The following is a 25235-nucleotide window of genomic DNA, read 5'->3' as shown; positions in this document are numbered from 1 at the left end:
CGCTCGGCACGGTAACTGCATTGCCTCCTCCGAATTGAATCGTCCGGCGCCCGTGTGCCCCGGCAATCTCGGGAGAGCATCATGGCCATCACGCGTCGCGCCGCCATCGCCGGGGGCATCTCCGCGCCGTTTCTGATGTCGGCCCGTGCCGAGGCCCAATCGGCCAGCCGCAACGAAACGCTGCTGCTGGTGCAGGAATATGGCCCCAACAGCCTCGACATGCAGGGCATCGGCGCGTCGCAGCCCGTCAACGGCGTCGCGCTCAATTGTTACGACAGGCTGCTGCGCTTCAAACCGGTGCCGATCCCGGGTGGCGGGGGCTCTCAGGTGTCGATGAGCCAGCTCGAAGGCGAACTCGCGGAAAGCTGGGAGATCGCCTCCGACGGCATGAGCTGCACCTTCAAGCTGCGCGACGCCAAATTCCATTCCGGCAGGCCCGTCACCGCCAAGGATGTGAAATGGTCGCTCGACCGCGCCGTCACGATCGGCGGCTTCGCCACGACGCAGATGAATGCCGGCTCGCTCGAAAAGCCGGAGCAGTTCGTCGTGGTGGACGACAAGACCTTCCGCATCGACTTCCTGCGCAAGGACAAGCTGACCATGCCGAATCTGGCGGTCACCATCCCCTTCATTTTCGACTCCGAACTCGCGATCAAGAACGCGGGCGGCGATCCGCTCGCCAAGGAATGGCTGAAGAACAACGTCGCCGGCTCGGGCGCCTTCAAGATCGAAAGCTGGAAGCCGGGCGTCGAGACGATCTACGTCCGCAACGACGATTGGGCGAGCGGACCCTTGCCGAAGCTGCGCCGCATCATCGCCCGCGACATCGCCTCGCCCTCGACCCGACGCGCGCTGATCGAGCGCGGAGACGCCGACATCTCCTACGGGCTGCCGCCCAAGGATTTCAAGGATCTGCTCGACGCGGGCAAGATCAAGGTGGTCGGTGTCCCGATCCCCAACGGCGTGTGGGGGCTCTATCTCAACAGCCAGGTCGGTCCGTTCAAGGATGTCCGTCTGCGCCAGGCTGTCGCCTGGGTCTTGCCCTACGACAAGATGCTTCAAGCCTCGCTCTTCGGCCGTGGCGTCGACATGTCCGGTGGTCCCGAGACGCCGCCGGCCGCCTGGCCGACGCCCTTCGCCTACAAGACCAATGTCGAGAAGGCGAAGGCCCTCGTCGCGGCCGCGGGCGGCGGGTTCGCGACCACGCTGCAATTCGATGCCGGCAACGCAACCGTCGCCGAACCGATGTCGGTGCTGATCAAGGAAGCGCTGGGCAGCATCGGCATCGACGTCGAGATCAGCAAGGTGCCGGGTGCCAACTTCCGCACCGAGATCGCCAAGAAGACCAATCCGATGGCGCTGAACCGCTTCGCCGGCTGGCTCGATTATCCCGATTACTACCTGTTCTGGACGATGCACGGCAACAATTCGATCTTCAACATCGCCAATTACCAGAATCCGGAGCTCGACAAGCTGATCGATGCCGCCCGCTTCACCACGGACAAGGCGGCTTACGAGAAGTATGTCGTCGACTTCGTATCGCTGGTGGAGCGCGAGGTGCCGATGATCCCGATCGCGCAGCCAACGCACGACGTGGCGATGCAGAAGTCGATCGGCGGCTACCAGTTCCAGCCCTGCCGCGAACCGGACTTCCGCTACCTCACGAAGGGGGCGTGAAGGCTCTGTCTCCGTCGTGTCCGGCAGTGGGCTCGCGGAACGTCGGACCAGGGCTTTGCAGATGACCGCGTGAGGATGGAACGCTTGACGGAGGCTCACGCATGCTCGGCCTGATTTTCACCCGGTTGAAGACGACGATCCCCTCGGTGATCGGCGTCATCATCGTGACCTTTCTGCTGACGCGCGTCCTGCCGGGCGACACGGCGGCCTATTTCGCCGGTCCGGCCGCGACGCCGCAGGCCATCACGGAAATCCGGAGCAAGCTCGGCCTCGACCAGCCCTTGCCCGTGCAATTCGTCTCCTATGTCGGAGCCCTGGTGAAGGGCGATCTCGGCACCTCGCTGACGACGGGGCAGCCGGTGACGGCCGACCTCGCGCAGCGCCTGCCGGCCTCGGCTGAACTGACCTTGTTCGGCCTGCTGATCTCGATGGCGGTGGCCTTGCCGCTCGGCGTGCTCGCGGCGGTCCGGCAGGGGTCGTGGATCGACCATCTCTGCCGGATCGTGGCGACGGCCGGCGTCTCGCTGCCTGTCTTCTTCACCGGGCTGCTGCTGGTCTATGTCTTCTATTTCATTCTCGGCTGGGCTCCTGCCCCGCTCGGGCGGCTCGACGYCTTCTTCTCCGAGCCGCCGCGCGTCACTGGTTTCCTGTTGATCGACAGCTTGTTCGCGCGCGATTTCGAGATATTCCGGGCCGCTTTCGTGCAGCTTCTGCTCCCCGCGCTGACCCTTGCGATCTTTTCGCTGGCGCCGATCACCCGGATGACACGCGCCTCGATGTTGGCCGTGCTCGGTGCGGATTTCGTACGGACGGCCCGCGCCAGCGGCCTCTCCGGCCGCAAGGTCATCGGCACCTACGCCTTCCGAAACGCCATGCTCCCCGTTGTCACGACGCTGGGCATGGTCTTTTCCTTTTTGCTCGGCGCCAATGTGCTGGTCGAGAAGGTCTTCGCGTGGCCAGGCGTCGGCTCCTACGCGGTCGAGGCGCTGCTTGCTTCGGACTATGCACCGATCCAGGGCTTCGTGCTGACGATGGCGATCCTCTACGTCGCGCTGAACCTGATGATCGATATTCTCTACGGCGTCATCGACCCCCGTGTCCGGCTGGAGGGCTGAGCGATGAACGAGGTTAGCAGGATCGAGCCCGCCCCACTGCGCTTCGAGGCGCCGCCCTCGACCTCGCTGCTCGCCCATGCCCGGCATATCGTCACCGAGAACCCCGTCACCGGCTTCGCCTTCGGACTGTTCGCGCTGATCCTTCTGGCCGCCGTGTTCGGGCCCTCGCTGGTCCCGTATGATCCGCTGGCCTCGAACACCAACGCGTCGCTGCAAGGGCCGAACGCGGCCCACTGGTTCGGCACCGACCAACTCGGCCGCGATATCTTCAGCCGGGTGGTCGCGGCGACCCGGCTCGATTTCTCGATCGCGGTTGCCTCCGTCGCGCTGGTCTTCCTGCTCGGTGGGCTCGCAGGCGTCATGGCCGGCTTCTTCGGCGGCTGGGTCGATACGGTGGTCGGGCGTATCGCCGACACGATCATGGCTTTTCCGCTGTTCGTGCTCGCCATGGGGATCGTCGCTGCGCTGGGAAACAGCGTGACCAACATCGTCGTCGCCACCGCCATCATCAATTTTCCGCTCTATGTCCGCGTCGCCCGGGCCGAGGCCAATATCCGCCGCGACGCCGGCTTCGTGCAGGCGGCCAGGCTCTCCGGCAACTCCGAATGGCGGCTGCTGCTGACGCAGATCGTACCCAACATCATGCCGATCATGGCGGTGCAGATGTCGCTGACCATGGGCTACGCCATCCTGAACGCGGCGGGGCTTTCCTTCATCGGTCTCGGCGTCCGGCCGCCGATGCCGGAATGGGGCATCATGGTCGCCGAAGGCGCGAGCTTCATCGTCTCCGGCGAATGGTGGGTCGCGTTCTTTCCGGGTCTGGCGCTGATGACGGCTGTGTTCTGTTTCAATCTGCTGGGTGACGGCGTGCGCGACCTTCTCGATCCGCAGAGGAGGAGCTGACGATGAGCCCGCAGGCTCTCCTGGAAATCAGGAACCTCACCGTCGAGTTCGCCACGAGGCGCGGCACCGTGCAGGCGGTGAAGGCGATCGACATCAGCGTCGGCAAGGGTGAAACGGTCGCGATCGTCGGCGAATCCGGCTCCGGCAAATCCGTCACCTCCTATGCCGTGGTGCGCATTCTCGATCGTGCCGGCCGGGTCGCCGCGGGTTCGATCGCATTTTCCGGCGTCGACCTCGTCTCTGCGACCGAGGCGCAGATGCGGGACCTGCGCGGGCGCGAAATCTCGATGATCTTTCAGAACCCGCGCGCCGCGCTGAACCCGATCCGCAAGGTCGGCAAGCAGATCGAGGACGTGCTTGTCCAGCATGTGCAGGCGACACGAGCCACCGCGCGGGCGAAAGCGGTAGAGGCGCTGGAAAGGGTGCGGATCGCGCGCCCCGCCGAACGCTATGACGCCTACCCGTTCGAGCTGTCCGGCGGCATGTGCCAGCGCGTGGTGATCGCCCTGGCTCTGGCCTGCCAGCCGCAGCTCCTGATCGCGGACGAGCCGACGACCGGCCTCGACGTGACCACCCAGAAGGCGGTGATGGATCTGATCGTGGAGCTGACGCGCGAGCGCGGCATGTCGACCATCCTCATCACCCACGATCTCGGCCTTGCCGCGGCCTATTGCGACAGGGTCGTGGTGATGGAGAAGGGCCGCGTCGTGGAGACGGCGAGCGCCGCCGAGATCTTCCGCGACCCGCAGCACCCCTATACGCGCAAGCTGATGCAGGCGACGCCACGCATCGGCATGAACCTGCGCGACCTCCTGCCGGACGCCCGGGCGCAGCGCTCGCCCTCGAACCCGCCGGCAGCGCCATCGGCCCCGCGCGCTCGGCCGGCCTCGTCCGACGTGGCGCCGCTCCTCGTCGTCGAGAATCTGGTCAAGGAATATCCTCGCCTGGCCAATAATGGCATCTTCGCGAAGCTTCGCGGGAAGGCTGAACCGGAGCAGCCGGCCTTCCGTGCCGTCGGCGGGATCAGCTTCGAGGTACGGCGGGGCGAAACGCTCGGGCTGGTCGGCGAATCCGGCTGCGGCAAATCGACGACATCGATGATGGTCAACCGGCTGCTTGACCCGACGGCGGGCCAAATCCTCTTCGATGGCCACGACATCGGCAAAATCCCGGCCCGGCAGTTCGCCGCATCGCCTTTCCGGCGGCGCATCCAGATGGTTTTCCAGGACCCGACAGACAGCCTCAATCCGCGTTTCACGGCCGAGCGGGCTATCGTCGACCCGATCCTTCGCATGGGCAGCATCAGCGGGCGCGCCGCCCTTCGAGCCCGTTGCGAGGAACTCGCGCAGCTGGTCGGCCTGCCGGTCGAGCTGATCGACCGCTTCCCGCACCAACTCTCGGGCGGGCAGAAGGCCCGCGTCGGCATCGCGCGGGCAATCGCGCTCAACCCCGATCTGGTCATCCTCGACGAGCCGACGGCGGCTCTCGACGTCTCGGTCCAGGCCGTCGTGCTGAACCTGCTGGAGGAGCTGAAGGAGCGGCTCGGCATGAGCTACATCTTCGTCTCGCACGACCTGAACGTCGTGCGCCTGCTTTGCGACCGCGTGATCGTCATGCGTGGCGGAGAGATCGTCGAGCAGGGCACGGCCGAGGCGGTGCTTGGCTCGCCCACGGCGGAGTATACCAAGGAGCTGCTGACGGCGATCCCTCATCCGCCGGTGTGAAGCTGCCGATGAGACGACCATGCCAAGGACGATCGCATGCCAAGGACGATCGAATGAAAATCAACGACCCCGCCGTCCTCGCCGAAGTCGAGGCCGCCTTTGCCACCTATGAGAAGGCGCTGACGACCAACGATGTCGAAACGCTCGACCGGCTGTTCAAGGACGCGCCGGAGACGCTGCGCTATGGCATCGCCGAAAATCTCTACGGCTATGCCGAGATCGCGGCGTTCAGGGCAGGGCGCTCGCCCGTGGGGCTGACGCGGATTCTGGAGCGGACATCCATCACCACCTATGGCGACGATTTTGCAACCGCCAACACGCTGTTCCGGCGCGACAGCCTGCCCGGCAAGGTCGGGCGCCAAAGTCAGAGTTGGGTCCGCTTTCCGGAAGGCTGGCGGGTCGTGGCCGCCCATGTCAGCATCATCGTCGCGTAACGGCCGGACGATCGCACCTGGCTCCGTCGGGCGTATTCTCCCGGCTAGGCCAAAGCGCGCTCGACCTGCTCCGCGGCGATGAAGGCGCGCCAGCCGCCGAAATCGGTGACATCCCGCGCCTCGTTCGTGGCGACCGCCTCGCACAGGAAGCCCTTGACGCGCGTCCCATCGGCCAAATTCAGCGTGCCGATGCCGAGCGGCGCAGGAATGCCGGCGACGAAGCGGCCGAACCCCTCGGCCGGCAGCGACCAGATTTCGACCACGACAGGCCCTCCACCAGCCGCGACACGCACCAGCCCCGGCCGCATCGGTGGCCCGCCGGGCAGGGCGTAGAGACGATAGTCGCTGCTGGTGGTCGCAGCGCGGATGAAGCAGCCGCCGAGATCGGTCAGTTCGCGATTGAGCGGCATGCCCGACAGATGCGCCCCGACGACCGCAATCTCGATCTCTCCTACCTTGGCCGAAGCGGGCCAGTCCGGAGCGGGCGGCATCGGCAGGCCCGTCGCGCCAAGCGGCAGGCTTCCGGCGGCATGGAAGGCACGCCCGAACCCTGCCAGCGCCGCATCCTGTCCTGCCGGTGCGATCAGCGTGACGCCGGCTGCAGTGCGGTCATCGGCAAGGCTGACCGGCACGGCCAGCGCGGCGAGATCCAGCAGGTTCACGAAATTGGTGTAGCGGCCTAGCAGTGAATTGGCGCCGATCGGGTCGGCCGCCATTTCGGCCAGCGCGACAGGCCGTGGCGCGGTCGGAACCATCAGCATGTCGACGGACTTCATCGCCGCCTTTGCAGCAAGCGCAAGTTCGGCCAACCGATAGCGTGCCGCAAAGGCGGCGGCTGCATCCGGCAGCGGTCTGCCGGCGATCACCTGACGGATGACGGGCAGGATCGCCTCGGGCGTGCGCTGATAGAGCTCTCGGATGGCAAGCCAGCGCTCGGCCACCCAGGGGCCGTCATAAAGCAGGCGGGCGGTTTCGTAGAACGGCGTGAAGTCGAGCGGTACGATCTCGGCTCCGAGCGCGGCCGCCCGGTCGAGCGCGGCCCCGAAGCTGGCCTCGGCACGCCGATCGCCTGCAAAATCACGATCCGCCGACCGGGGAACGCCGAGCCGGATCGCGGGCGGAACGACGCCGGGACGGCCCAGCGGCAGCGACCGCGAAAACGGATCGGCCGGATCAAGACCGGCGATGACCTCCAGCACCGTCCAGGCGTCCTCGACCGTGAGGGCGAAGACCGAGATGCAGTCGAGTGTGCGACATGCCGGTACGACACCGGCGCTGGGAACCAGCCCGACGCTCGGCTTCAACCCAACGATATTCTGCAAGCCGGCTGGAACCCGGCCCGAGCCGGCCGTGTCCGTGCCCAACGCCACCGGCACGATCCCGGCCGCGACCGCGCTTGCCGAACCCGAACTCGACCCGCCGGGCACGAGGTCGGCGCGCAGGGCATTGCGCGGCGTCCCATAAGGCGAGCGTGTCCCGTTGAGGCCTGTCGCGAACTGATCGAGATTGGTCTTGCCGATGATGATCGCGCCTTCCGACCGCAGCCGTGCCACGGCGCTGGCGTCCCGCGCCGGCTCATAGGCAAAGGCCGGGCAGGCGGCCGTGGTCGGCAGGCCTGCGACGTCGATGTTGTCCTTCACGGCGACGGGAATGCCCCAGAGCTTGCGTCCGCGTGGACCTTCCGCCTGCAGGCGCTCCGCCTCCGCGAGAACCTCGGCCTCGGCGCGGAGCGCGATGAACATCGCGGGGTCGCCATGCGCCCGCCAGCGGTCATAGCAGCCCGCCACCGTCTCACGCAGGCTGCGGGTTCCGGCCAGATGCGCCGCCAGAAGCTCGCTCAAAATGTGCACGCGACGGCCTCCATGGCTTGCCCGGACCTCCGGGTTCGAGCCGCTCGAGATGCAAGAGTTGTGCGCGGCCTCGGGGAGGGGACTCGGACGCCCCGCGCGGGCACGCGCCTTGCAATGTCCCACGCATCTCGGGCTGGGGATCGGCGCAAGCCAAGTCGGCGTCTTCGGCAGATCGCAGAGAGGAAACGACAGGATGAAAACGGGCACTGGTTCGATGGGTGAATTCGATCCCGCCCGCCATCTCGAGGTCATGGCACCTGCGCTGGGCCTTACCATCGACGAAGCGCAAAAGCCGGTCGTGCTGCAATTTCTCGCCATTGCCCACAGCATGGCGCGCATCGTCGATGCCGCGCCGCTTGCGGACAACTCGCTGGATCTGGCGCCGAGTTTTCGCCCTGGCATCCCGGGAGATTTCCGATGAGCGACGCGTTTCTCCCGGCTCACGAGGTCGCGCGCCGGGTTCGAGCCGGCGAGGCGACGGCGGAGGAGGTGGTGACGGCCGCGCTCGCCCGGATCGCGAAGCTCGATCCGCAGGTGAACGCCTTCACCGACGTCACGGCGTCACGCGCGCTGGCAGCGGCTCGCGAAACCGATCTTGCGCGCTCGCGCGGCGAACCCCTCGGCCCGCTGGCGGGCGTACCTTTTGCCGCGAAGAATCTGTTCGACATCGCCGGATTGCCGACTCGCGCCGGCTCCAAGATCAACCGCGAGCGGCCGCCGGCCTCGCGCGACGCCGTGCTGGTCGAGCGCCTCGGCGCCGCTGGCGCGATCCTCCTCGGCGGCCTCAACATGGGCGAATATGCTTATGATTTCACAGGCGAAAACGCCCATGACGGCCCCTGTCGAAACCCGCATGATCTTGCCCGGATGGCCGGCGGTTCCTCGTCGGGGTCAGGTGCTGCCACGGCCGCCGGCTTCGTGCCCATCGCGCTCGGATCGGACACCAACGGATCGATCCGCGTCCCCGGATCTCTTTGCGGCGTTTTCGGATTGAAGCCGACCTATGGGCGGCTGCCGCGCACGCGTTCCTTCCCGTTCTGCGACTCGCTTGACCATCTCGGACCGCTGGCGCGGGACGTGACCGACCTGGCTCTGGCCTATGATCTGATGCAGGGCCCTGACGCTGGTGATCCCGCCTGCGCGCAAAGGCCGACCGAGCCGACGATGCCGCAATTGCGGAGCGGTATCGGGGGCTTACGCGTCGCCGTGGCAAAAGGCTATTTCGCGACCGAAGGCCTGCCCGAAGCGGACGCCGCCGTTGCGACGGTCGCCAAAGCGCTCAGTGCGACCAGCGAACTGGATATCGAGGGTGCCGCGATCGCGCGTGCGGCCGCCTTCCTCATCACCAATGCGGAAAGCTCCAGCCTCCATCTTTCGCGTTTGCGGGAGCGCGCGAATGATTTCGACCCCGAAACCCGGGATCGTTTCCTGGCCGGCGCGATGTTGCCGGCTGCGTGGTACGTTCAGGCCCAACGAGCCCGCCGCTGGTTTCACGATCGGACGATGAGGCGCTTTGCCGATGTCGACCTCATCCTGGCGCCCGCGACGCCGTGCTCCGCGCCGCTCATTGGCCAAAAGACGCTGGAGGTGAGGGGGGAAACGCTGCCCCTGCGCCCCAGTCTGGGGCTGTTCACACAGCCGATCTCCTGCATCGGGCTGCCCGTTGTCGTCGTGCCGGTCAAAGGCGCCGGCCTGCCCATCGGTGTTCAGCTCATCGCGCCGCCCTGGCGCGAGGATCTATGCCTGAGGGCGGCTTACGCATTGCAGACAATGGGCGTTTGCGGCGCCGCCGGCTTAGGCGAGATCACAGGCCTCCACTGATCGCAGACGGCACCGAATGACGGTCTCGTGCCTGAGCGTTTACAGTTCCAGTGTGCTCGCGTTGTCTTATGAAAACTGCAGAGAGCACCAAGCCGCGCATCCGGAAGGATCGACTGGCAAACCTCAAATTCAATTCGCATAAGACATATTATGGAACTTAAATCGGCCGTGCGAGCAGGCGTTCCTGTGCCCTCAGTCGCCGGTCGTGATCCGCATGCCGTCGAACGCCACATCGATCCCCTCGGCCAAACGGCTGGAAAGATTGGCATAATCAAGATCGGAGTGCAGGTTCGTCAGGATGGCTCGCTTCGGCCTCAGCGCGGCGATCGTCGCGAGCGATTGCGCGAGATGGAAGTGGCTGGGATGCGGCTTCTCGCGCAGGCAGTCGAGGATCAGCACATCGAGGTCGGCCAGCGTCTCCATAGCTGCTGCCGGGATCAGGCTGACGTCCGGCAGATAAGCCAGGCCGCCGAACCGGAACCCCAACGCCTCGTAGTTCGGGCCATGCTCGACGCGGAACGGCAGCGCCTCGATCGGTCCGCCAGCGCCGTCGATCGTCTGGCTGCGGCCGGCACCCAATTCGTCGAGATCGAGGATCGGCGGATAAGAGCTGCCCGGCGGCGTCTCGAAGAGATAGCCGAAACGCGTGCGCAGCGAGTTTTGTGTCCGCTCGTCGGCATGGACGCGAACGCGGCGATGGTTGTGCAGGACAAGCGCCCGCAGGTCGTCGATGCCGTGGGTGTGGTCGGCATGATCATGTGTCATCAGGACGCCGTCGAGGCTTTGTACATCTGCGGAGAGCAGCTGTTCGCGCAGGTCCGGCGAGGTGTCGACGAGCACGCAAGTCGTGCCGGCCGGGCCTTGGCGCTCGACCAGGATCGAACAGCGCCGTCGTCGGTTCTTGGGCTCGGCGGGGTCGCAATCACCCCATCCCAGGGCCGGTCGGGGAACGCCGCCGGAGGAACCACAGCCGAGGATGGTGACGGTGATGCTCATCGGCGCGGGGTCAGACGCTCTCGCCGGCCGCGGGCGTGGCACGGTCCATTTTCCAGTAGCAGCGCTTAGCGTTGCCCGTCGTCAGCTGCGCCGTCTGCTCGAAACCAAGGCCGATCGTTTCCGCCAGCACCTTAGCTGTTTCAAGGACATAGGACGGTTCGTTGCGCTTGCCCCTGAATGGCACGGGGGCTAGGTATGGTGCATCCGTCTCGACCAGAAGCCGTTGGCGCGGCACCATCCGGGCGATGCGGCGCAGGTTTTCCGAGGTCTTGAACGTCAGGATGCCGGAAAAAGAGATGTAGAGCCCCAGCTCGACACCCGTCATCGCCAGCGCTTCGCCGGCGGTGAAGCAGTGCAGAATGGCGGGGAAGGCGCCCTTCCCCATTTCTTCGCGCAGGATCGCCGCCATGTCGTCATCGGCCTCGCGCGAATGGATCACGAGCGGCAGCTGCGTGATACGCGCCGCTGCGATATGGGTGCGCAGCCCCTGCGCCTGCGCCTCGCGGGGGCTTGAATCATAGTGGTAGTCGAGCCCGGCTTCGCCGATCGCGACGCAACGCGGATGCCGCGACAGCTCGACCAGCTGCTCGGCCGTGACCTCGAGTTCCTCATGAGCCTGGTGCGGATGGGTGCCGACCGAAAACCAGACGGAGGAGAAGCGTTCGGCGATTGCCTTATAGGCGTCGTAGCGCGCCACGCGCGTGGAGATCGTCACCATCCGTTCGACGCCGGCGGCTTCGGCCCGCGCGACATAGTCCGGCAATTCCGCCGCGAAGTCGGGAAAATCGAGATGGCAGTGCGTATCGATCAGCATCAGGCGGCCTTGCCGTCCTCCGGCTCGACATAGCGCGGAAAGACTCCGCTGGGCGCGGGAAGCTCCGTGCCGGCTCCCAGACGATGCCCGGCGCCAAGCGCGGCAAAATCGCGCGCTTCTGCGGGAATCGCCAATAAGTCGAGCAGCTTGCCGGCCGCAACCGGCATCACCGGTTGCACCAGGATCGCGACCTGCCGGATCACCTCGACGGTGACGTAGAGCACGGTGTCGCGCCGCGCCGGATCGCTCTTGGAGAGGCGCCAGGGCTCGTTGGCCGCGAAATAGCGGTTTGCCTCTGCGACCACCGTCCAGATCTCGGCGAGCAGCGTATGCAGCGCGAAATCGGCCATGACCGCGCGCGCCTTGGCCAGAGCACTGTCGGCCATGGCAAGCATCGCCTCGTCGGCTGCGGTGAGGGCACCGCAGGCAGGCACCCTGCCCTCGCAATTCTTGGCGATCATCGAGAGCGAGCGCTGCGCCAGATTGCCGAGATCATTGGCGAGATCGGCATTGATCCGCCCGACGATGGCGTCGTGGCTGTAATTGCCGTCCTGCCCGAACGAGACCTCGCGCAGGAAGAAATAGCGCAGCTGATCGACGCCATAGGTCGCGGCAAGCTCGAAGGGATCGACCACGTTGCCGAGAGATTTCGACATCTTGGTGCCCTTGTTGAGCAGGAAGCCGTGTCCGAAGACTCGCTTCGGCAAAGGCAGCCCGGCCGACATCAGGAAGGCCGGCCAATAGACCGTGTGGAAGCGCACGATGTCCTTGCCGATGATGTGAACATCGGCCGGCCAGTAATGCGCGCGCGGGCTCTCGGGATCGGGAAAGCCCGTTCCGGTCAGGTAGTTGTTAAGCGCATCGACCCAGACATACATGACGTGCTTGGGGTGGCCCGGAACCTTCAACCCCCAATCGAAGGTCGTGCGGCTGATCGAAAGATCCTCGAGGCCCGACTTCACGAAGGAGACGACCTCGTTCCTGCGCGTCTCGGGCGAGACGAAGTCCGGCACGTCCGCGTAAAGCTTCAGCAGCGCATCCTGATACTTCGCGAGGCGGAAGAAATAGCTCTCTTCCTCGACCCACTCGACCGGTGTCCCCTGCCCGCCCAGCCGCGTTCCATCGGGCTGCAGCGTCGTCTCGTCCTCCCCATAGAAGGCCTCGTCGCGCACCGAATACCAGCCGGAATATTTGGCGAGATAGATGTCGCCATTCGCCTCCATCCGGCGCCACAGCTCGTCCGTGGAAACCTGATGGTCTTCGTCGGTCGTGCGGATGAAACGGTCGAAGGAGCATCCGAGAGCCTGCTCCATCTCCTCGAAACGCGCCGCGATCTTGTCGACGAAATCCTTAGGCGAAAGCCCGTTCTGCTCGGCCGTGCGCTGCACCTTTTGGCCGTGCTCGTCGGTGCCGGTCTGCGCATAGACATCGTAGCCGTCGAGGCGCTTGAAGCGCGCGATCGCGTCGGCCGCCACCATTTCATAGGCGTGTCCGATATGCGGCGGCCCGTTGGTGTAGTGGATCGCGGTGGTGAGGTAGAATTTCGGGGCCGTGGCCATCGTCCGTCCGGGAGCTTCACTTCACGCTGCGCGCGAGCGGGACACCGCAAACGACAGATCATGAAAGATTGAAATCACCAGCGGCCGGCGGTCGAGATTGTATGTCTCGACGTCACGAGCCGCCTTTTCCAGCTTTTCCCATACCTCCGCCAGCGGTGCAAGGCGCGCCGGTTGCGCCGCAGCATAGGCGTGCAGATGATCGGAGAGCCATCCCTGGATCGTCTCCAGCATGACGGCGAAATCGCGTTCGCCCGCCTTCCCGGCGACATCCTCGGCGAGCGCCAGCAGGGCGGTGAGATCGACCTGCGGGAGAGCGTCGAGCCTGGCCCGCACAGCCTCCACCAGTGCCAGCGTCGCGGGGTCGATATAGCTCAGGGCGCGCTTGACCGATCCTTCCGAAAGCATGGCCGCCCGTGGCAGTGCCGAATCGTCGAAAGGCGCCTCCATCCGCTGCAACGCGATGCGCCCGGCCTCGACGACCTGCTCCGGCGAGAGCGGCTCGAAGCTCAGCAACCGGCAGCGGGAGCGGATGGTCGGCAGCAACCGGCCCGGCGCCTGGGCGACGATCAGGAACAGCGCCCGCGGCGGCGGTTCCTCCAGCAGCTTCAGCAGCGCATTCGCCGTTGGGCGGTCCATGTCCTCGGCGGAATCGACGATGCAGATACGCCAGCCGCCTTCGGCCGCGCTTGAGCCGAAGCGGTCAATCACACGGCGGGCGGCGTCGACCGGGATGTTACTGGTGTAGCTCTTGCCGTCCGGCTTCAGGCTGCGCCGCAGCAGATGCAGATCGGGATGGGACCGCGCCATTACCCGCCGCGTCGCCGGATCGTTCTCTGGCATGGCGAGGCTGCTGCTGGATTGGGCACGGACCGCCGGGTCGCCCGCCGCCAGCATGAAGCGCGCGACGCGATAGGCGAAGCTCGCCTTGCCGATGCCTTCCGGACCCCCGAGCAGCCAGGCATGGTGCATTCGCCCCGAGCGCAAGGCGTCGAGGAAAGCGCGCTCCTGAGTGGAATGGCCGACCAGTTCCAGCGTCTCGCGCGGATGGGGCGCGATCGGCAGGCGGTCGGGCTCGTCGGTGGTCTCGCGCATCAGCGCTCCCGATTGTCGATCAGGCGCTGGCTTACGACACTCCAGGCGGCGTCCGCCAGAGCATCCGGCGGTAAGCTCGCGTCGAGCACGGCGCAACGCGCCGGCTCGTCCTTCGCGATCGCCAGGAAGGCCTCTCGCAAACCCTGGTGGAATACGAGGGTCTCGCGCTCGAATCGGTCGGCCGCCTCATCGGGCGCGCGTCGCTTGGCGGCGCGTGCCAGCCCGGTCTCGGGGGCGAGGTCGAGGATCAGCGTCAGATCCGGCACGACCCCATCGATCGTGGCGGCCTCGAGCTCGGCCAGTACGGAGGCGCTGACCGCGCCCACGGCGCCCTGATAGACCCGCGTCGAGTCGATGAAGCGGTCGCAGATCACCCAGTCGCCCCGCGCCAGCGCGGGGCGAATCAGCCTGTCGAGATGGTCGATCCGTGCGGCCGAGAACATCAGCGCTTCGGCAAAGGCGCCCCGCTCTTTGAAGCGGCCGGACAGGATGGCGGCGCGGATCGCTTCCGCCTTTGGCGAGCCGCCGGGCTCCCGCGTGGTGACGACCTTGCGCCCCGTCGCCTCCAGCCGCTGCGCCAGGGCGCGCGCCAGCGTCGATTTCCCAGCGCCCTCGCCGCCTTCCAGCGTGATGAAGCGGCCGGTCACCTCAGCCCCGCGTGACGCGCGCGAGCGCCTGACGAATCCAGCCGGTCGAAAGTTCGAGCACGGCGTCGAGCGCCCGGCTTTGCAACGAGCCGGGCTTGACTGTCTCGGCCGCATAGAGCGGCAGTTCGAGCGTCTTGACGTCGCCGCGCATGATGACGAGTTGCGCCAGCGGGTCGCCTTCGTTCACAGGCACGCTGAGCGGCCCGCGATAGACGATGCGCGCGGCGAGCTTGTCGGTGGTCCCGCGCGGCATCAGCAAGGCCACCGCACCTTTCGTCCTGAGCGGAACCCGCCCCTTTTCGCCGCCATAGACGCTGGCCTCGCCGACGATCTCGCCGTCCGTAAAGAGTTGCCGCCGCTCGAAGGCCCGGAAGCCCCATTCCAGCAGCTTCTGCGCCTCGGTCGCACGATCACGCGACGTTTTCAGCCCATGCACGACCACGACGAGCCTCTGCCCGTTCTCGATGGCGGCACCTGTCAGCCCAAAGCCGACGCCATCCAGATCGCCCGTCTGCAGGCCGTCCGCACCAATATCCATCGTCAGCAGCGGGTTGCGGTTCACCTGCCTGATCTTGTTCCAGGTGAATTCGCGCTGGCCGAAAATCTTGTAGAGTTCGGGATAGGTCTTGACGATATGGTCGGCCAGCATCGCCATCTCGCGTGCCGTGACCTTCTGCTCGGGATCGGGTATCCCTGAGGCATTGCGGAAGACCGACTTGCTCAGGCCGAGCGCTTTCACGCGCTCGTTCATGATGCGCGCGAAGGTCGTCTCGTCGCCGGCAATGGCCTCTGCCAGCGCGATTGCGGCATCGTTGCCGGCCTGGACGATCAGGCCCTGCAGAATATCTGAAAGCTTGATGCGGCTGCGGACGGCCGCAAACATCGTGGTGCCGCGCGCCGGTGCGCCGCCCTTGCGCCAGGCGTTCTCGGAAATGCCGATCTCGCTGTCGAGGGTCAGCCGGCCGGCTGCGATCTCCTGAAAGGCCACGAGCGCTGTCGCGATCTTGGCCATGCTCGCCGGTGCCACCAACTCGTCGGCCGCTTTTTCGTAAAGCACGGCCCCGCTTTGCGAATCGAGCAGGAAGGCGATTGGAGCCTGCGACTGGAAGTTCTGGGCATTGGCCGGCTGGAGCGCAGCGGCATTCAGCCCGATAACCAGCCAAAGCAGAAAACGGACGGAGGACCGGCCAGGCCGCGAGCGTCGCATATCCGGATTTCGCCTGAGCGCCGCACTCATGCCTTGCCCTGAAGCAGGGAGTGCCGACCCCAGTCGACCTGGACCTGCGTCAATCGCGTGCCAGCGTCTCGAGCTGCTGCGACGAGACCTTCTTCAGGGGATGGCGAGCCGGGAGCTTGTCGAGCGCGCCCTTCTCCGGCGTCGCATACAGGCTGGCGACAGAACCGCGGATCGGCGGGAGCGTCGTACGCAACGTTGCCGGAACCGAAACGGGACGAGCGGCGTTGGCAATGGTATCGAGATCGAACGGGCGGCTCGGAGGCATCGGCGCAGCCCTGACGGCCATGCCAGTCAGCGGCGCGGCAGTTGCGACATACCCGGTCGACGCCAGCGAAGCGACGACGGGTACGCCCGGCTGAATGATACGCGGCTGCGGCGCAGCATAAGCCTGTGCGATTGATTGCTGCATGACGGGCTGCTGCACAATGGGCTGTCGAACGACAGGCTGGCTCACCGGAAGCTCTGCTTCCGCCGTTTCTGGCTCGATATCCGGGTTCGGCGTGCGCGAAAGCGACGTGTCGGCATTGCTTGCGACCATGGTCCGCGCGCTCGTGCCTGGGATCGCGGCGGGCGTTCCATCGGTGCGCAAGGTTGCGAGCAGCAGATTGTCGTCCGAGCCGGCAAGCGAAGCCTGCCCGAGATATTCCATCTTGACCCGCGCCGTCCCGAGATGGCGGAAGGCCAGAGCTTCGGCGGTCTTCTGCGAGACGTCCATCAGGCGGTTGCCGTGGAACGGCCCGCGATCGTTGACGCGCACGATGATCGAGCGGTTGTTCAACAGATTGGTGACGCGGGCATAGGCCGGCAGCGGCATCGTCGGGTGCGCGGCGCTGATGCTGTCGCGGTCATAGATCTCGCCATTCGAGGTCCGGCGGCCATGAAAAGCCTCGCCATACCAGGAGGCGGTGCCGACAGCGCTGAACCCGACAGGCTTCTCGAACGGCACGTAGCGCTTGCCTGCCACCGAATAGGCCTTGCCGATCAGCAGGCGTCCACCGCCCTTCGGGACAGGCTCGCCATCGGCGATCACCCGCGGGCTGGCAGCGCCATATTTCGACTGCGGAAACGCGCCGATTTCCTTGGACCGGCGTCCGGCGACCTGGTTTCCCGCGCAGTTGGCGGCAAAGAGGCCGGCCAGAACCACGCAGCCGAGCCGCGCGGCAGAGGCTGTCCGAGAAGGCAGGATCGTCGGGTTCGTTACATTGGACAACGTAGCGGTGGCCGAAAGATCTGCGTCTCGGGTCATGCCGTCCGTCCGTCTGTTCGCACCGAAAACCATAGTACAGGCTTGCCGCACGGGCGGCGAAGCCGAGTTTTCGGTCAATTCCGTTAAGGGATCGTTAAGTGCCGACGCCCTGCGCCGGCTCAAACGCGTCATCCCCACGCCTCAGAGCGGGCACAGAAGTGTCGGAAACCGGCCACATGTCAACCCGATCTGTGGACGATTGCCATTTTTCAGCCGCAGCGTGTCACGGATGCGACAATTCTGCCGGTCGATGCCAAGGCGCGGCATGCGCTGACGTGAAGAAGAAAATCGCCAAACCGAACAGGAATAAAAAGCTGACGTAACGGATTTGCATAAGCCCCCCACAGGCCGCTGGCTGTGATGGGTTTCATAGAGGGCCGGCACTCAAATTCGCTTCAATTCGATCGGTAAAATTGATCGCACCGCGCCGATTTACGTCGACGAGCCATCATCGCTCACGCAGCCTTCTTGCGCTCCGCGATCCGGACGAGATCGGTCAACAGCCGCCGCGTACCCTTGAGCCGCTGCTCGGCCGTCTCGAAATCATCGATGAAGACCAGCCGCATGTCGGGCCGCACTTTCGCCAGGGTGCCGATCTTGGCGACATAGGACACCAGCCCCTCCGGATTGGAGAATTCGTTGCCCCGGAATGCGACGATGATTCCCTTCGGCCCAGCCTCGACCTTCTCGACATTAGCGCGCTTGCACAGCGCCTTAATCGCGACGATCTCGAGCAACTGATTGACCTCCTCCGGAAGCGCGCCGAAGCGGTCCACCAGTTCAGCGCCGAAGGATTGCAGTTCGGCGTCGTCGTCCATCGTCGAGAGCCGCTTGTAGAGCGACAACCGCAAGCTGAGATCGCCGACGTAATGCTCGGGGATCGTGACGGGTGCGCCGATCTGGATCGCCGGGGACCATTGCGTCTCGGTCTCGAACTCGATGCCGGCCTTGAGCGCTGCCACCGCCTCTTCCAGCATCTGCTGGTAAAGCTCGTAGCCGACCTCCTTGATATGGCCGGATTGCTCGTCGCCCAGCAGATTGCCCGCGCCGCGAATGTCTAGGTCATGGCTGGCGAGCTGGAAGCCGGCCCCCAGTGTGTCGAGCGATTGCAGCACCTTGAGCCGTTTGTCGGCCTGGTCGGTCAGCTTGCGGTTGGCCGGCACCGTGAACAGCGCATAGGCCCGCGTCTTCGAGCGACCGACGCGGCCCCGGAGCTGGTACAGCTGCGACAGCCCGAACATGTCGGCGCGGTGGATGATCAGCGTGTTGGCCGTCGGGATATCGAGACCGGACTCAACGATCGTGGTCGAGAGCAGGATGTCGTACTGGCCCTCATAGAAGGCCGTCATCACGTCTTCCAGCGTGCTCGCCGCCATCTGACCGTGTGCGATGCCGACCTTGCACTCCGGCACCTGCCTGTCGAGGAAGTCCTTGACCTCGGCGATGTCCTCGATGCGCGGCACGACATAGAACGAGCGCCCTCCCCGATAGCGTTCGCGCAGCAGCGCCTCGCGGACGATCAGCGGGTCGAAAGGCGTGACGAAGGTTCGCGTCGCCAGCCGGTCGACCGGCGGCGTCGCGATGATCGAGAGTTCGCGCACCCCGGTCATGGCGAGCTGGAGCGTGCGCGGGATCGGCGTCGCGGTCAGCGTCAGCATGTGCACCTCGGCGCGCATCTCCTTCAGCTTCTCCTTATGGGCGACGCCGAAATGCTGCTCCTCATCGACGATGACGAGGCCGAGATCCTTGAAGTCTATGCCCTTGCCGAGCAGCGCGTGGGTGCCGACGATAATATCCATCGTGCCGTCCCGGGCGCCTTGCTTCACCGCCTTGAGGTCGGCGCTGCCAACGAAGCGCGAGGCCTGCCCGACATTGACCGGGAGGCCGGAAAAGCGCTCGGCGAAATTGCGATAGTGCTGGCGCGCCAGCAATGTCGTCGGGACGACCACCGCGACCTGCTTGCCATTGAGCGCGGCGGTGAACGCAGCCCGCAGCGCGACCTCCGTCTTGCCGAAGCCGACATCGCCGCAGACCAGCCGGTCCATCGGCCGCCCGGCCGCGAGATCGTCGAGCACCGCGTCGATGGTGTTCTGTTGGTCCTCGGTTTCCTCATAGGGGAAGCGGGCGCAGAACTCGTCGTAGATACCGGAGGGCGGAATGAGGCGTGGCGCCTCCTTGAGCATCCGCGCCGCCGCGATCTGGATGAGCTTGCCTGCCATCTCCCGGATGCGCTGCTTGAGCTTGGCCTTGCGGGCCTGCCAGCCGCCGCCGCCGAGCCTGTCGAGCTGAACTTCCGTGTCTTCCGAGCCGTAGCGCGAGATCAGCTCGATGTTCTCGACCGGGAGGAAGAGTTTGGAATCGCCGGCGTAATGGATTTCGAGACAGTCATGCGGCGCGCCGGCGGCGGTGATCGATTGCAGGCCGATGAAGCGGCCGATGCCATGATCGACATGGACGACGAGGTCGTTCTGTCCCAGCGACGACAGCTCGGAAATGAAATCCTGCGGGCGCCTGGACTTGCGGCGCGGCCGCACCAGCCGGTCGCCCAGAATGTCCTGCTCGCCGACGACGGCGAGCTTGCCGGCCTCGAACCCGCTCTCGAAGCCCCAGACGGCGAGCCCGATCGTGCCGGGCTTCAGATCGAAGGCCGCCCGCAGACTGCCGACGGTCTGCACGCTCTTCAGCCCATGGTCCTGCAGCACATGGGCGAGACGCTCCCGCGAGCCTTCCGACCAGGCGGCGAGAATGACGCGCTTGCCGTCGCCTTCAAGGGCGCGGACATGGGCTACGGCGGCCTCGAAGACGCTGCCTGACTCGCCGGCTCGCTCGGCTGCGAAGCTGCGGCCCTGTTTGCCGCCGAGATCGAGGATCAGCTTGCCCTCGCTGTCGGGCAACTGGAACGGAGTTACGCTGGCGACGCCGGCATTGTCGACGACGCCGCGCCATTCGGCGGGTGTCAGATAGAGCGCTTCGGGCGGCAGCGGCTTGTAGGGAATGCCCCCCGCCCCGGCTTGGCCAAGCGCCGATTTACGGGCGTCGTAATAATCCTTGATCAGGCTGATGCGTTCGCCGACCGCATCCTCCGCCTGATGGTCGAGCACGACAGGCACGTCGGGCAGATAGGTGAACAGCGTGTCGAGCTTGTCGGCCAGCAGCGGCAGCCAATGCTCCAGCCCTGCCGGACGCCGCCCCTCGCTGACGGCCTCGTAAAGCGTGTCGTCGCGCCCGGGCGTGCCGAAGGTCGAGATATAGGATTGGCGAAAGCGCCGGATGCTGTCGCTGGTCATCTGCGCCTCGGACATCGGCACGAGATCGAGCCCGCGCATCTGCCCGGTCGTGCGCTGCGTCTCGGGATCGAAAGTGCGGATCGATTCCAGCGTGTCGCCGAAGAAGTCGAGCCGGATCGGCGCCGGCATCCCCGGCGGGAACAGGTCGACGATGCCGCCACGGACCGCGAATTCGCCGGTCTCTCGCACGGTCGAGGTGCGCATATAGCCGTTGATGTCGAGCCAGCGCGCCAGCTCCTCGGTATCGACCATGTTGCCGGGCGCGGCCGAGAAGCTTTCCGTCGCGACCTTTCCGAAGGCCGGCACGCGCTGGAGAGCGGCGTTGACGGTGGTCAGCAACAGGCGCGGCTTGTCGCCGGATTTGGTTTTCGTCAGCCGCGACAGTGTCGTCATCCGGTGTGCGACGACGGCCGGCGCCGGCGAAACCCGGTCATAGGGCTGACAGTCCCAGGCCGGGAAGCTCATCACCTCGAGATCGGGCGCGACGAACTGCAGCGCATTCTCAAGCACTTGCAGACGCTGCCCATCGCGCGCGACGAAGACCAGCAGCGCGGCGCCTTCCGATTTCTTGGCCCGCGCGCGGGTCAGGTCTGCAAGTACGACCGCGTCGAACCCGTCCGGCACGCCCGAAAGCGTCGGCTTGTCGCCGCGGTTCAGTGCATCGAGCAGGCGGTCGAGTTGCGGCTTGGCGATCAGGGAGGGAGGCGGAATGCTCATCGTGACGCTTCGGTTCTATCTCTTGTCATTCCGGGGCGCGCCTCAGGCGCGAACCCGGAACCCACGACTGCGTGGGACATCTTGTATTGGGTTGCGAGTCGTTCACCCAGTCGTGGGTTCCAGGTTCTTCGCTGTGCGAAGCCTCGGAATGACAAGGCAGTGAACGTTGCGAGTCTCACACGTGGATCGGCTTGTCGTGGTGGTGGAAAGCCTTCAGCCGCCGGAACAGTTCCGTGTCGTAATTCTCCGGCACGGCGATCTCCCCGGTGATCCAGCCGAGCAGGTCGCGGTCCAGAACCTCGATCAGGCGCTCGAACTCGTCGAGCTCGACATCGGTGAAGCCCGCGATCGCGTCGTCGGCGAAGCGACCCATGATCAGGTCGTTCTCGCGCATGCCGCGATGCCAGGCGCGGAACAGCAGCTTGCGGCGGCGCGGGTCGAGATCGGCACTGGAGCGGGTCGAACCGGACATGAGGACCTCAGGAAGAAACCGGACGGGAAGGCTGCAGCAAGAAATCGGAACGGGAAAATCGGGGGACGCGCAACGGGAGTGGAGCCGGCCCCGTCGCGGAGCCTGCCTGTGCGAGCTATATAGCGGGGCCATCCGGCGAAGTCAGCGGCCGAACCGCCGCGATCTTCGCGCTCCTGACAGTTTTGCCGAGACGCCTTGCGCCCTTCGATCCTCGACCCGCTCTTCGCCTCCGCCACGACGCTGTCCGGCGTCGGTCCGAAGCTTGGCAAGCTCCTCGACCGCTTCCTCGGTAGCGAGCTGCAGGCCGCGCGAGCCATCGATCTGCTGTTTCATCTGCCGACGAGCGCGATCGACCGGCGGCCGAGCCCTTCGATCGCCGAAGCGCCCATCGGCGACGTCGCCACCTTCTCGGCCCGTGTGAGCGAACATCGCCCTCCCCCCACCGGCAAGAAGGGGCCCTATCGCATCCTCGTCGAAGACGAGACCGGCGACGTGACGCTTGCCTTTTTTCATGGCGACAGCCGGCATCTTGCGCAGACCCTGCCGGTCGGCGCGTTCCGCATCTTCTCGGGCAAGCTCGAGCTTTGGGACGGCATGCGGCAGATGGTGCATCCCGAGCGCATCCTCGACCCCAAGCTCGCCCACACGCTGCCTGCCTTCGAGCCGGTCTACCCGCTGACCGAAGGCATCGGCCCGCGCATCATGACCCGGATCGTCCACGCGGCGGCGGAGCGCTGCCCCGACGCGCCGGAATGGCAGGACCCGGCCTTTCTCGCCAAAAACGACTTCCCCACGTTTCGGCAGGCGATCGAAGCCCTGCATCACCCCGCCGACCGGAAGGCGGCCGAAGGCGATACCGTCGCGCGCCGCCGCGTCGGCTATGACGAATTGCTGGCGAGCCAGATCGCGCTCGCCCTCGTGCGCCGCCAGCAGAAGAAAATCGCCGGCCGCGCCACGACCGGCGACGGAGCCTTGCGCCATCGCATCCAGTCCGCCCTGCCCTTCGACCTGACCGAGGGCCAGCGTAAGGCTATCGCCGATATCCACTCCGACATGGCCAAGCCCGAGAAGATGCTGCGCCTGCTGCAAGGCGATGTCGGCTCGGGCAAGACGGTCGTCGCGCTCATGGCCATGGCCGCCGCGGCCGAGGCCGGCCGGCAATCGGTGCTGATGGCGCCGACCGAGATCCTCGCCCGCCAGCACGCCGAGCGGCTCGCGCCCTTGGCGCAGCAGGCTGGGCTCAACCTCGCGCTGCTCACGGGCCGCGAGAAGGGAGCCGGCCGCCGGCAGGTGCTGGAAGGGCTCGCCGATGGCTCGATCGATATCGCCGTCGGCACGCATGCGCTCTTCCAGGAGGGCGTCGCCTTTCGCGATCTCGCTTTGGCAGTCGTCGACGAACAGCACCGCTTCGGCGTGCATCAGCGCCTGTTGCTCGGCTCCAAGGGCGAGGCGGTCGATGTGCTGGTGATGACCGCGACGCCGATCCCGCGCACCTTGTCGCTGACCTGGTTCGGCGACATGGATATCTCGATCCTGTCCGAGAAACCGGCGGGCCGTAAGCCGATCGTCACCCGCGCCATTGCTTCGGAACGCCTTGACGAAGTCGTCGGTGCGATCGGCCGCGCGGTGGAAAACGGCCAGCAGGTTTATTGGGTCTGCCCGCTGGTGCAGGAATCCGACACGCTGGACGTCGCCGCGGCTCAAGAACGCTCCGAAACCCTGCGCGAAATCTTCGGCAGCAAAGTCGGGCTGCTGCATGGCCAGATGCCGGGCCGCGACAAGGATGCGGCCATGGCTGCCTTCGTGGCAGGCGAAACCCGCATCCTCGTCTCGACCACGGTGATCGAGGTCGGCGTCGACGTGCCCAATGCCAGTGTCATGGTCATCGAACACGCCGAGCGCTTCGGGTTGGCCCAGCTTCACCAATTGCGTGGCCGCATCGGGCGCGGACAGGCGGCCTCCACCTGCCTCCTGCTCTACAAGGGTCCGCTCGGCCCGGTCGCCGAAGCCCGGCTGACGATCATGCGCGAGACCGAAGACGGCTTCCGCATCGCCGAGGAGGATCTGCGGCTGCGCGGCGAAGGCGAGGTGCTGGGCACCAAGCAGTCCGGCTCGCCCGATTGGCGCGTCGCCAGACCGGAGACGGATGGAGATTTGCTGGTGGCGGCGCGCGACGACGCCAGGCTTCTGATCGAGCGCGACCCGCAGCTGGAATCGCCACGCGGCCAGGCCGCGCGCGTGCTGCTGTATCTCTTCGAGCGCGATGTCGCGATCCGGTTGCTGCGGGCTGGCTAGGTTCGTTTGGTCAGGAGCCTCTAGAAGGCGCTGTCATGCTCGCCCTTGTGGCAACCATCCTTGGGCTTGAATGCGACCTTCGGCCAGCAAAGACATGGATGATCGGGACAAGCCCGACCATGACGACAGACGCGTCGGCTCAGTCCTTATCTGCCGCCGCCGGGGCCAGCTTCGGCGCTCCCTCGCCGGGCTGGATCAGGCCGGCCGACATGATCAGCTTGGCGCCCTCCTCGATCGAGATCGTCAACTCCACCACCTCCCTGCGCGGAAGGTAGAAAAAGAAGCCGGTGGTGGGGTTCGGCGTACAGGGCAGAAAAACGCCGATCTGCTCGTCGCTTGGATCCTGGCCACCCGGGAGGCGCTCGGCGATCTCGGGCGCGGCCTCCTGCGCAATGAAGACGATCGACCACATGCCGGGCTGCGGGAACTGCACCATGCCGACCTTGCGGAACGAGGTGCCGGATTGGGAGAAGATCGTCTCGAAGATCTGCTTCACGCCCTTGTAGAGGCCGCGCACGAACGGCATCCGGTCGAGCAGCGACTCGCCTGCCCGGATCAGCGAGCGGCCGACGAGATTGGCGGTCAGGAAGCCGAGCAAAGTCAGCGCGACCAGCGCGATGACGAGGCCGATGCCTGGAACGGGAAACGGCAGGTAGTTGTCGGGCAGGTAGGCATTCGGGATCAGCGGCTTGACCAGCCCGTCGATCAGCGTGACGAACCACCATGTCACCCAGGCCGTTATGGCCAAGGGCGCCGCGATGACGAGCCCGGTCAGGAAATAACGCCGCAGACGCGCGCCGAAGGTCGGCCGCAGCGGATCGGGTGGGAGCACGAGGCGTGGATCGAAGGGTTGTGTCGTCATGGTCCCGCGCCGTCGGCCGCTGCAGCGCGGTCGTCGCGCTGCGTGAAGATAAGCGAAGCAGCGGCGGCTGCCACCCCCTGCCATCCTGCCGAGCAAGGATAATGCCGTGACGGGCCGGGCCGGACGCCGCTGGGCAAGGCCACTGTTCTTCGCGGCCGGCTGGCTTTTCACCGTGCTCGGCATTCTCGGGCTGGTCCTGCCGCTGATGCCCGGCACGATCTTCCTGATCCTGGCGGCGGCGTGTTTTTCGCGCTCCTCGCCGCGCTTCGAGGCCTGGCTGCTCGGTCACCCCAGGCTCGGCCCCCATGTGCGGCGCTGGCGCGAGACGGGCGCGATCTCGCGCCGCGTGAAGCTGATTGCCTGTGGCTCGATGGCACTCAGCTTCGGGCTGGTGACGCTGACCCCGGCACCACCGATCGCGCTGGCGGCAACCGCGCTATGCCTGCTGGCATCCGGATATTACGTCGCGAGCCGCCCCGAAGCCTGA

General features: G+C 66.0%; 20 protein-coding genes. 9 read left to right on the top strand and 11 right to left on the bottom strand.

Annotated elements, in window-relative coordinates:
• The first annotated feature begins 81 nt into the window (after positions 1-81).
• The 5 genes from AC1DR6_RS02470 (at position 82) to hpxZ (ending at position 5853) form a co-directional block, all read left to right on the top strand.
• The gene (locus tag AC1DR6_RS02470; protein WP_476827585.1) at positions 82-1677 is read left to right on the top strand and encodes an ABC transporter substrate-binding protein; all 1596 of its coding nucleotides are present in this window, start codon (positions 82-84) and stop codon (positions 1675-1677) included.
• A 101-nt stretch (positions 1678-1778) separates the two neighbouring features.
• Positions 1779-2792 (top strand): ABC transporter permease, encoded by a 1014-nt coding sequence (locus AC1DR6_RS02465; RefSeq protein WP_476827584.1) that lies wholly within the window; start codon positions 1779-1781, stop codon positions 2790-2792.
• A 3-nt stretch (positions 2793-2795) separates the two neighbouring features.
• Positions 2796-3695: an ABC transporter permease gene (locus tag AC1DR6_RS02460; protein ID WP_476827583.1), complete on the top strand. Its 900-nt coding sequence runs from the start codon at positions 2796-2798 to the stop codon at positions 3693-3695.
• 2 nt (positions 3696-3697) lie between these two features.
• Positions 3698-5419, top strand: a complete 1722-nt coding sequence (locus AC1DR6_RS02455) for a dipeptide ABC transporter ATP-binding protein (protein ID WP_476827582.1) — start codon at positions 3698-3700, stop codon at positions 5417-5419.
• 53 nt (positions 5420-5472) lie between these two features.
• Entirely contained in the window at positions 5473-5853 is a 381-nt protein-coding gene (gene hpxZ / locus AC1DR6_RS02450; RefSeq protein WP_476827581.1) for an oxalurate catabolism protein HpxZ, read from the top strand.
• 44 nt (positions 5854-5897) lie between these two features.
• Here hpxZ and atzF read toward each other — a convergent pair whose 3' ends face one another.
• Entirely contained in the window at positions 5898-7703 is a 1806-nt protein-coding gene (atzF, locus tag AC1DR6_RS02445; protein ID WP_476827580.1) for an allophanate hydrolase, read from the bottom strand.
• Positions 7704-7896: 193 nt separating this feature from the next.
• Here atzF and AC1DR6_RS02440 point away from each other — a divergent pair, with 193 nt between their 5' ends.
• Positions 7897-8124, top strand: a complete 228-nt coding sequence (locus tag AC1DR6_RS02440) for a DUF4089 domain-containing protein (protein ID WP_476827579.1) — start codon at positions 7897-7899, stop codon at positions 8122-8124.
• Positions 8121-9524, top strand: a complete 1404-nt coding sequence (locus AC1DR6_RS02435; RefSeq protein WP_476827578.1) for an AtzE family amidohydrolase — start codon at positions 8121-8123, stop codon at positions 9522-9524. Before AC1DR6_RS02440 ends, AC1DR6_RS02435 begins: the two co-directional genes overlap by 4 nt.
• A gap of 192 nt (positions 9525-9716) precedes the next feature.
• Here AC1DR6_RS02435 and AC1DR6_RS02430 read toward each other — a convergent pair whose 3' ends face one another.
• The 9 genes from AC1DR6_RS02430 to AC1DR6_RS02390 all read right to left on the bottom strand — a co-directional run bounded on the left by AC1DR6_RS02430 (position 9717) and on the right by AC1DR6_RS02390 (position 21591).
• Positions 9717-10520 (bottom strand): MBL fold metallo-hydrolase, encoded by an 804-nt coding sequence (locus AC1DR6_RS02430; protein ID WP_476827577.1) that lies wholly within the window; start codon positions 10518-10520, stop codon positions 9717-9719.
• 10 nt (positions 10521-10530) lie between these two features.
• Positions 10531-11334 (bottom strand): TatD family hydrolase, encoded by an 804-nt coding sequence (locus AC1DR6_RS02425; RefSeq protein ID WP_476827576.1) that lies wholly within the window; start codon positions 11332-11334, stop codon positions 10531-10533.
• Positions 11334-12893: a methionine--tRNA ligase gene (gene metG / locus AC1DR6_RS02420; RefSeq protein WP_476827575.1), complete on the bottom strand. Its 1560-nt coding sequence runs from the start codon at positions 12891-12893 to the stop codon at positions 11334-11336. The genes AC1DR6_RS02425 and metG overlap by 1 nt, the downstream gene beginning before the upstream one ends.
• A gap of 21 nt (positions 12894-12914) precedes the next feature.
• The gene (locus AC1DR6_RS02415) at positions 12915-13985 is read right to left on the bottom strand and encodes a DNA polymerase III subunit delta' (protein WP_476827574.1); all 1071 of its coding nucleotides are present in this window, start codon (positions 13983-13985) and stop codon (positions 12915-12917) included.
• Positions 13985-14632, bottom strand: a complete 648-nt coding sequence (gene tmk / locus AC1DR6_RS02410; RefSeq protein WP_476827573.1) for a dTMP kinase — start codon at positions 14630-14632, stop codon at positions 13985-13987. Before tmk ends, AC1DR6_RS02415 begins: the two co-directional genes overlap by 1 nt.
• A 1-nt stretch (position 14633) precedes the next feature.
• Positions 14634-15839: a D-alanyl-D-alanine carboxypeptidase family protein gene (locus tag AC1DR6_RS02405; protein WP_476827572.1), complete on the bottom strand. Its 1206-nt coding sequence runs from the start codon at positions 15837-15839 to the stop codon at positions 14634-14636.
• 79 nt (positions 15840-15918) lie between these two features.
• Complete coding sequence (locus AC1DR6_RS02400; RefSeq protein WP_476827571.1) at positions 15919-17115, bottom strand: septal ring lytic transglycosylase RlpA family protein; 1197 nt, start codon at positions 17113-17115, stop codon at positions 15919-15921.
• Positions 17116-17570: 455 nt separating this feature from the next.
• Positions 17571-21119: a transcription-repair coupling factor gene (mfd, locus tag AC1DR6_RS02395; protein ID WP_476827570.1), complete on the bottom strand. Its 3549-nt coding sequence runs from the start codon at positions 21117-21119 to the stop codon at positions 17571-17573.
• 175 nt (positions 21120-21294) lie between these two features.
• Positions 21295-21591: an FAD assembly factor SdhE gene (locus AC1DR6_RS02390; protein ID WP_476827569.1), complete on the bottom strand. Its 297-nt coding sequence runs from the start codon at positions 21589-21591 to the stop codon at positions 21295-21297.
• Between the two features lie 195 nt (positions 21592-21786).
• On the opposite strand from AC1DR6_RS02390, the gene recG reads away from it, so the two are divergent.
• Positions 21787-23886 (top strand): ATP-dependent DNA helicase RecG, encoded by a 2100-nt coding sequence (gene recG, locus AC1DR6_RS02385; RefSeq protein ID WP_476827568.1) that lies wholly within the window; start codon positions 21787-21789, stop codon positions 23884-23886.
• 139 nt (positions 23887-24025) lie between these two features.
• On the opposite strand, the gene AC1DR6_RS02380 is transcribed toward recG, so the two are convergent.
• Complete coding sequence (locus AC1DR6_RS02380) at positions 24026-24748, bottom strand: DUF502 domain-containing protein (RefSeq protein WP_476827567.1); 723 nt, start codon at positions 24746-24748, stop codon at positions 24026-24028.
• 106 nt (positions 24749-24854) lie between these two features.
• Between AC1DR6_RS02380 and AC1DR6_RS02375 the strand changes: the two genes are divergently transcribed.
• Positions 24855-25235: a YbaN family protein gene (locus tag AC1DR6_RS02375; RefSeq protein WP_476827566.1), complete on the top strand. Its 381-nt coding sequence runs from the start codon at positions 24855-24857 to the stop codon at positions 25233-25235.

The organism is Allobosea sp. P5_A5, from assembly GCF_056400625.1.
This window is presented reverse-complemented; position numbering and strand designations above follow the sequence as displayed.

Bases quoted from the DNA above. Each gene is read 5' to 3' on its own strand.
- AC1DR6_RS02405 (WP_476827572.1), bottom strand. From the start codon at position 15,839: ATGCGACGCTCGCGGCCTGGCCGGTCCTCCGTCCGTTTTCTGCTTTGG.
- metG (WP_476827575.1), bottom strand. From the start codon at position 12,893: ATGGCCACGGCCCCGAAATTCTACCTCACCACCGCGATCCACTACACC.
- AC1DR6_RS02470 (WP_476827585.1), top strand. From the start codon at position 82: ATGGCCATCACGCGTCGCGCCGCCATCGCCGGGGGCATCTCCGCGCCG.
- hpxZ (WP_476827581.1), top strand. From the start codon at position 5,473: ATGAAAATCAACGACCCCGCCGTCCTCGCCGAAGTCGAGGCCGCCTTT.
- AC1DR6_RS02430 (WP_476827577.1), bottom strand. From the start codon at position 10,520: ATGAGCATCACCGTCACCATCCTCGGCTGTGGTTCCTCCGGCGGCGTT.
- AC1DR6_RS02390 (WP_476827569.1), bottom strand. From the start codon at position 21,591: ATGTCCGGTTCGACCCGCTCCAGTGCCGATCTCGACCCGCGCCGCCGC.
- AC1DR6_RS02460 (WP_476827583.1), top strand. From the start codon at position 2,796: ATGAACGAGGTTAGCAGGATCGAGCCCGCCCCACTGCGCTTCGAGGCG.
- AC1DR6_RS02435 (WP_476827578.1), top strand. From the start codon at position 8,121: ATGAGCGACGCGTTTCTCCCGGCTCACGAGGTCGCGCGCCGGGTTCGA.
- AC1DR6_RS02440 (WP_476827579.1), top strand. From the start codon at position 7,897: ATGAAAACGGGCACTGGTTCGATGGGTGAATTCGATCCCGCCCGCCAT.
- AC1DR6_RS02425 (WP_476827576.1), bottom strand. From the start codon at position 11,334: ATGCTGATCGATACGCACTGCCATCTCGATTTTCCCGACTTCGCGGCG.
- mfd (WP_476827570.1), bottom strand. From the start codon at position 21,119: ATGAGCATTCCGCCTCCCTCCCTGATCGCCAAGCCGCAACTCGACCGC.
- AC1DR6_RS02455 (WP_476827582.1), top strand. From the start codon at position 3,698: ATGAGCCCGCAGGCTCTCCTGGAAATCAGGAACCTCACCGTCGAGTTC.
- AC1DR6_RS02400 (WP_476827571.1), bottom strand. From the start codon at position 17,115: ATGACCCGAGACGCAGATCTTTCGGCCACCGCTACGTTGTCCAATGTA.
- AC1DR6_RS02415 (WP_476827574.1), bottom strand. From the start codon at position 13,985: ATGCGCGAGACCACCGACGAGCCCGACCGCCTGCCGATCGCGCCCCAT.
- AC1DR6_RS02380 (WP_476827567.1), bottom strand. From the start codon at position 24,748: ATGACGACACAACCCTTCGATCCACGCCTCGTGCTCCCACCCGATCCG.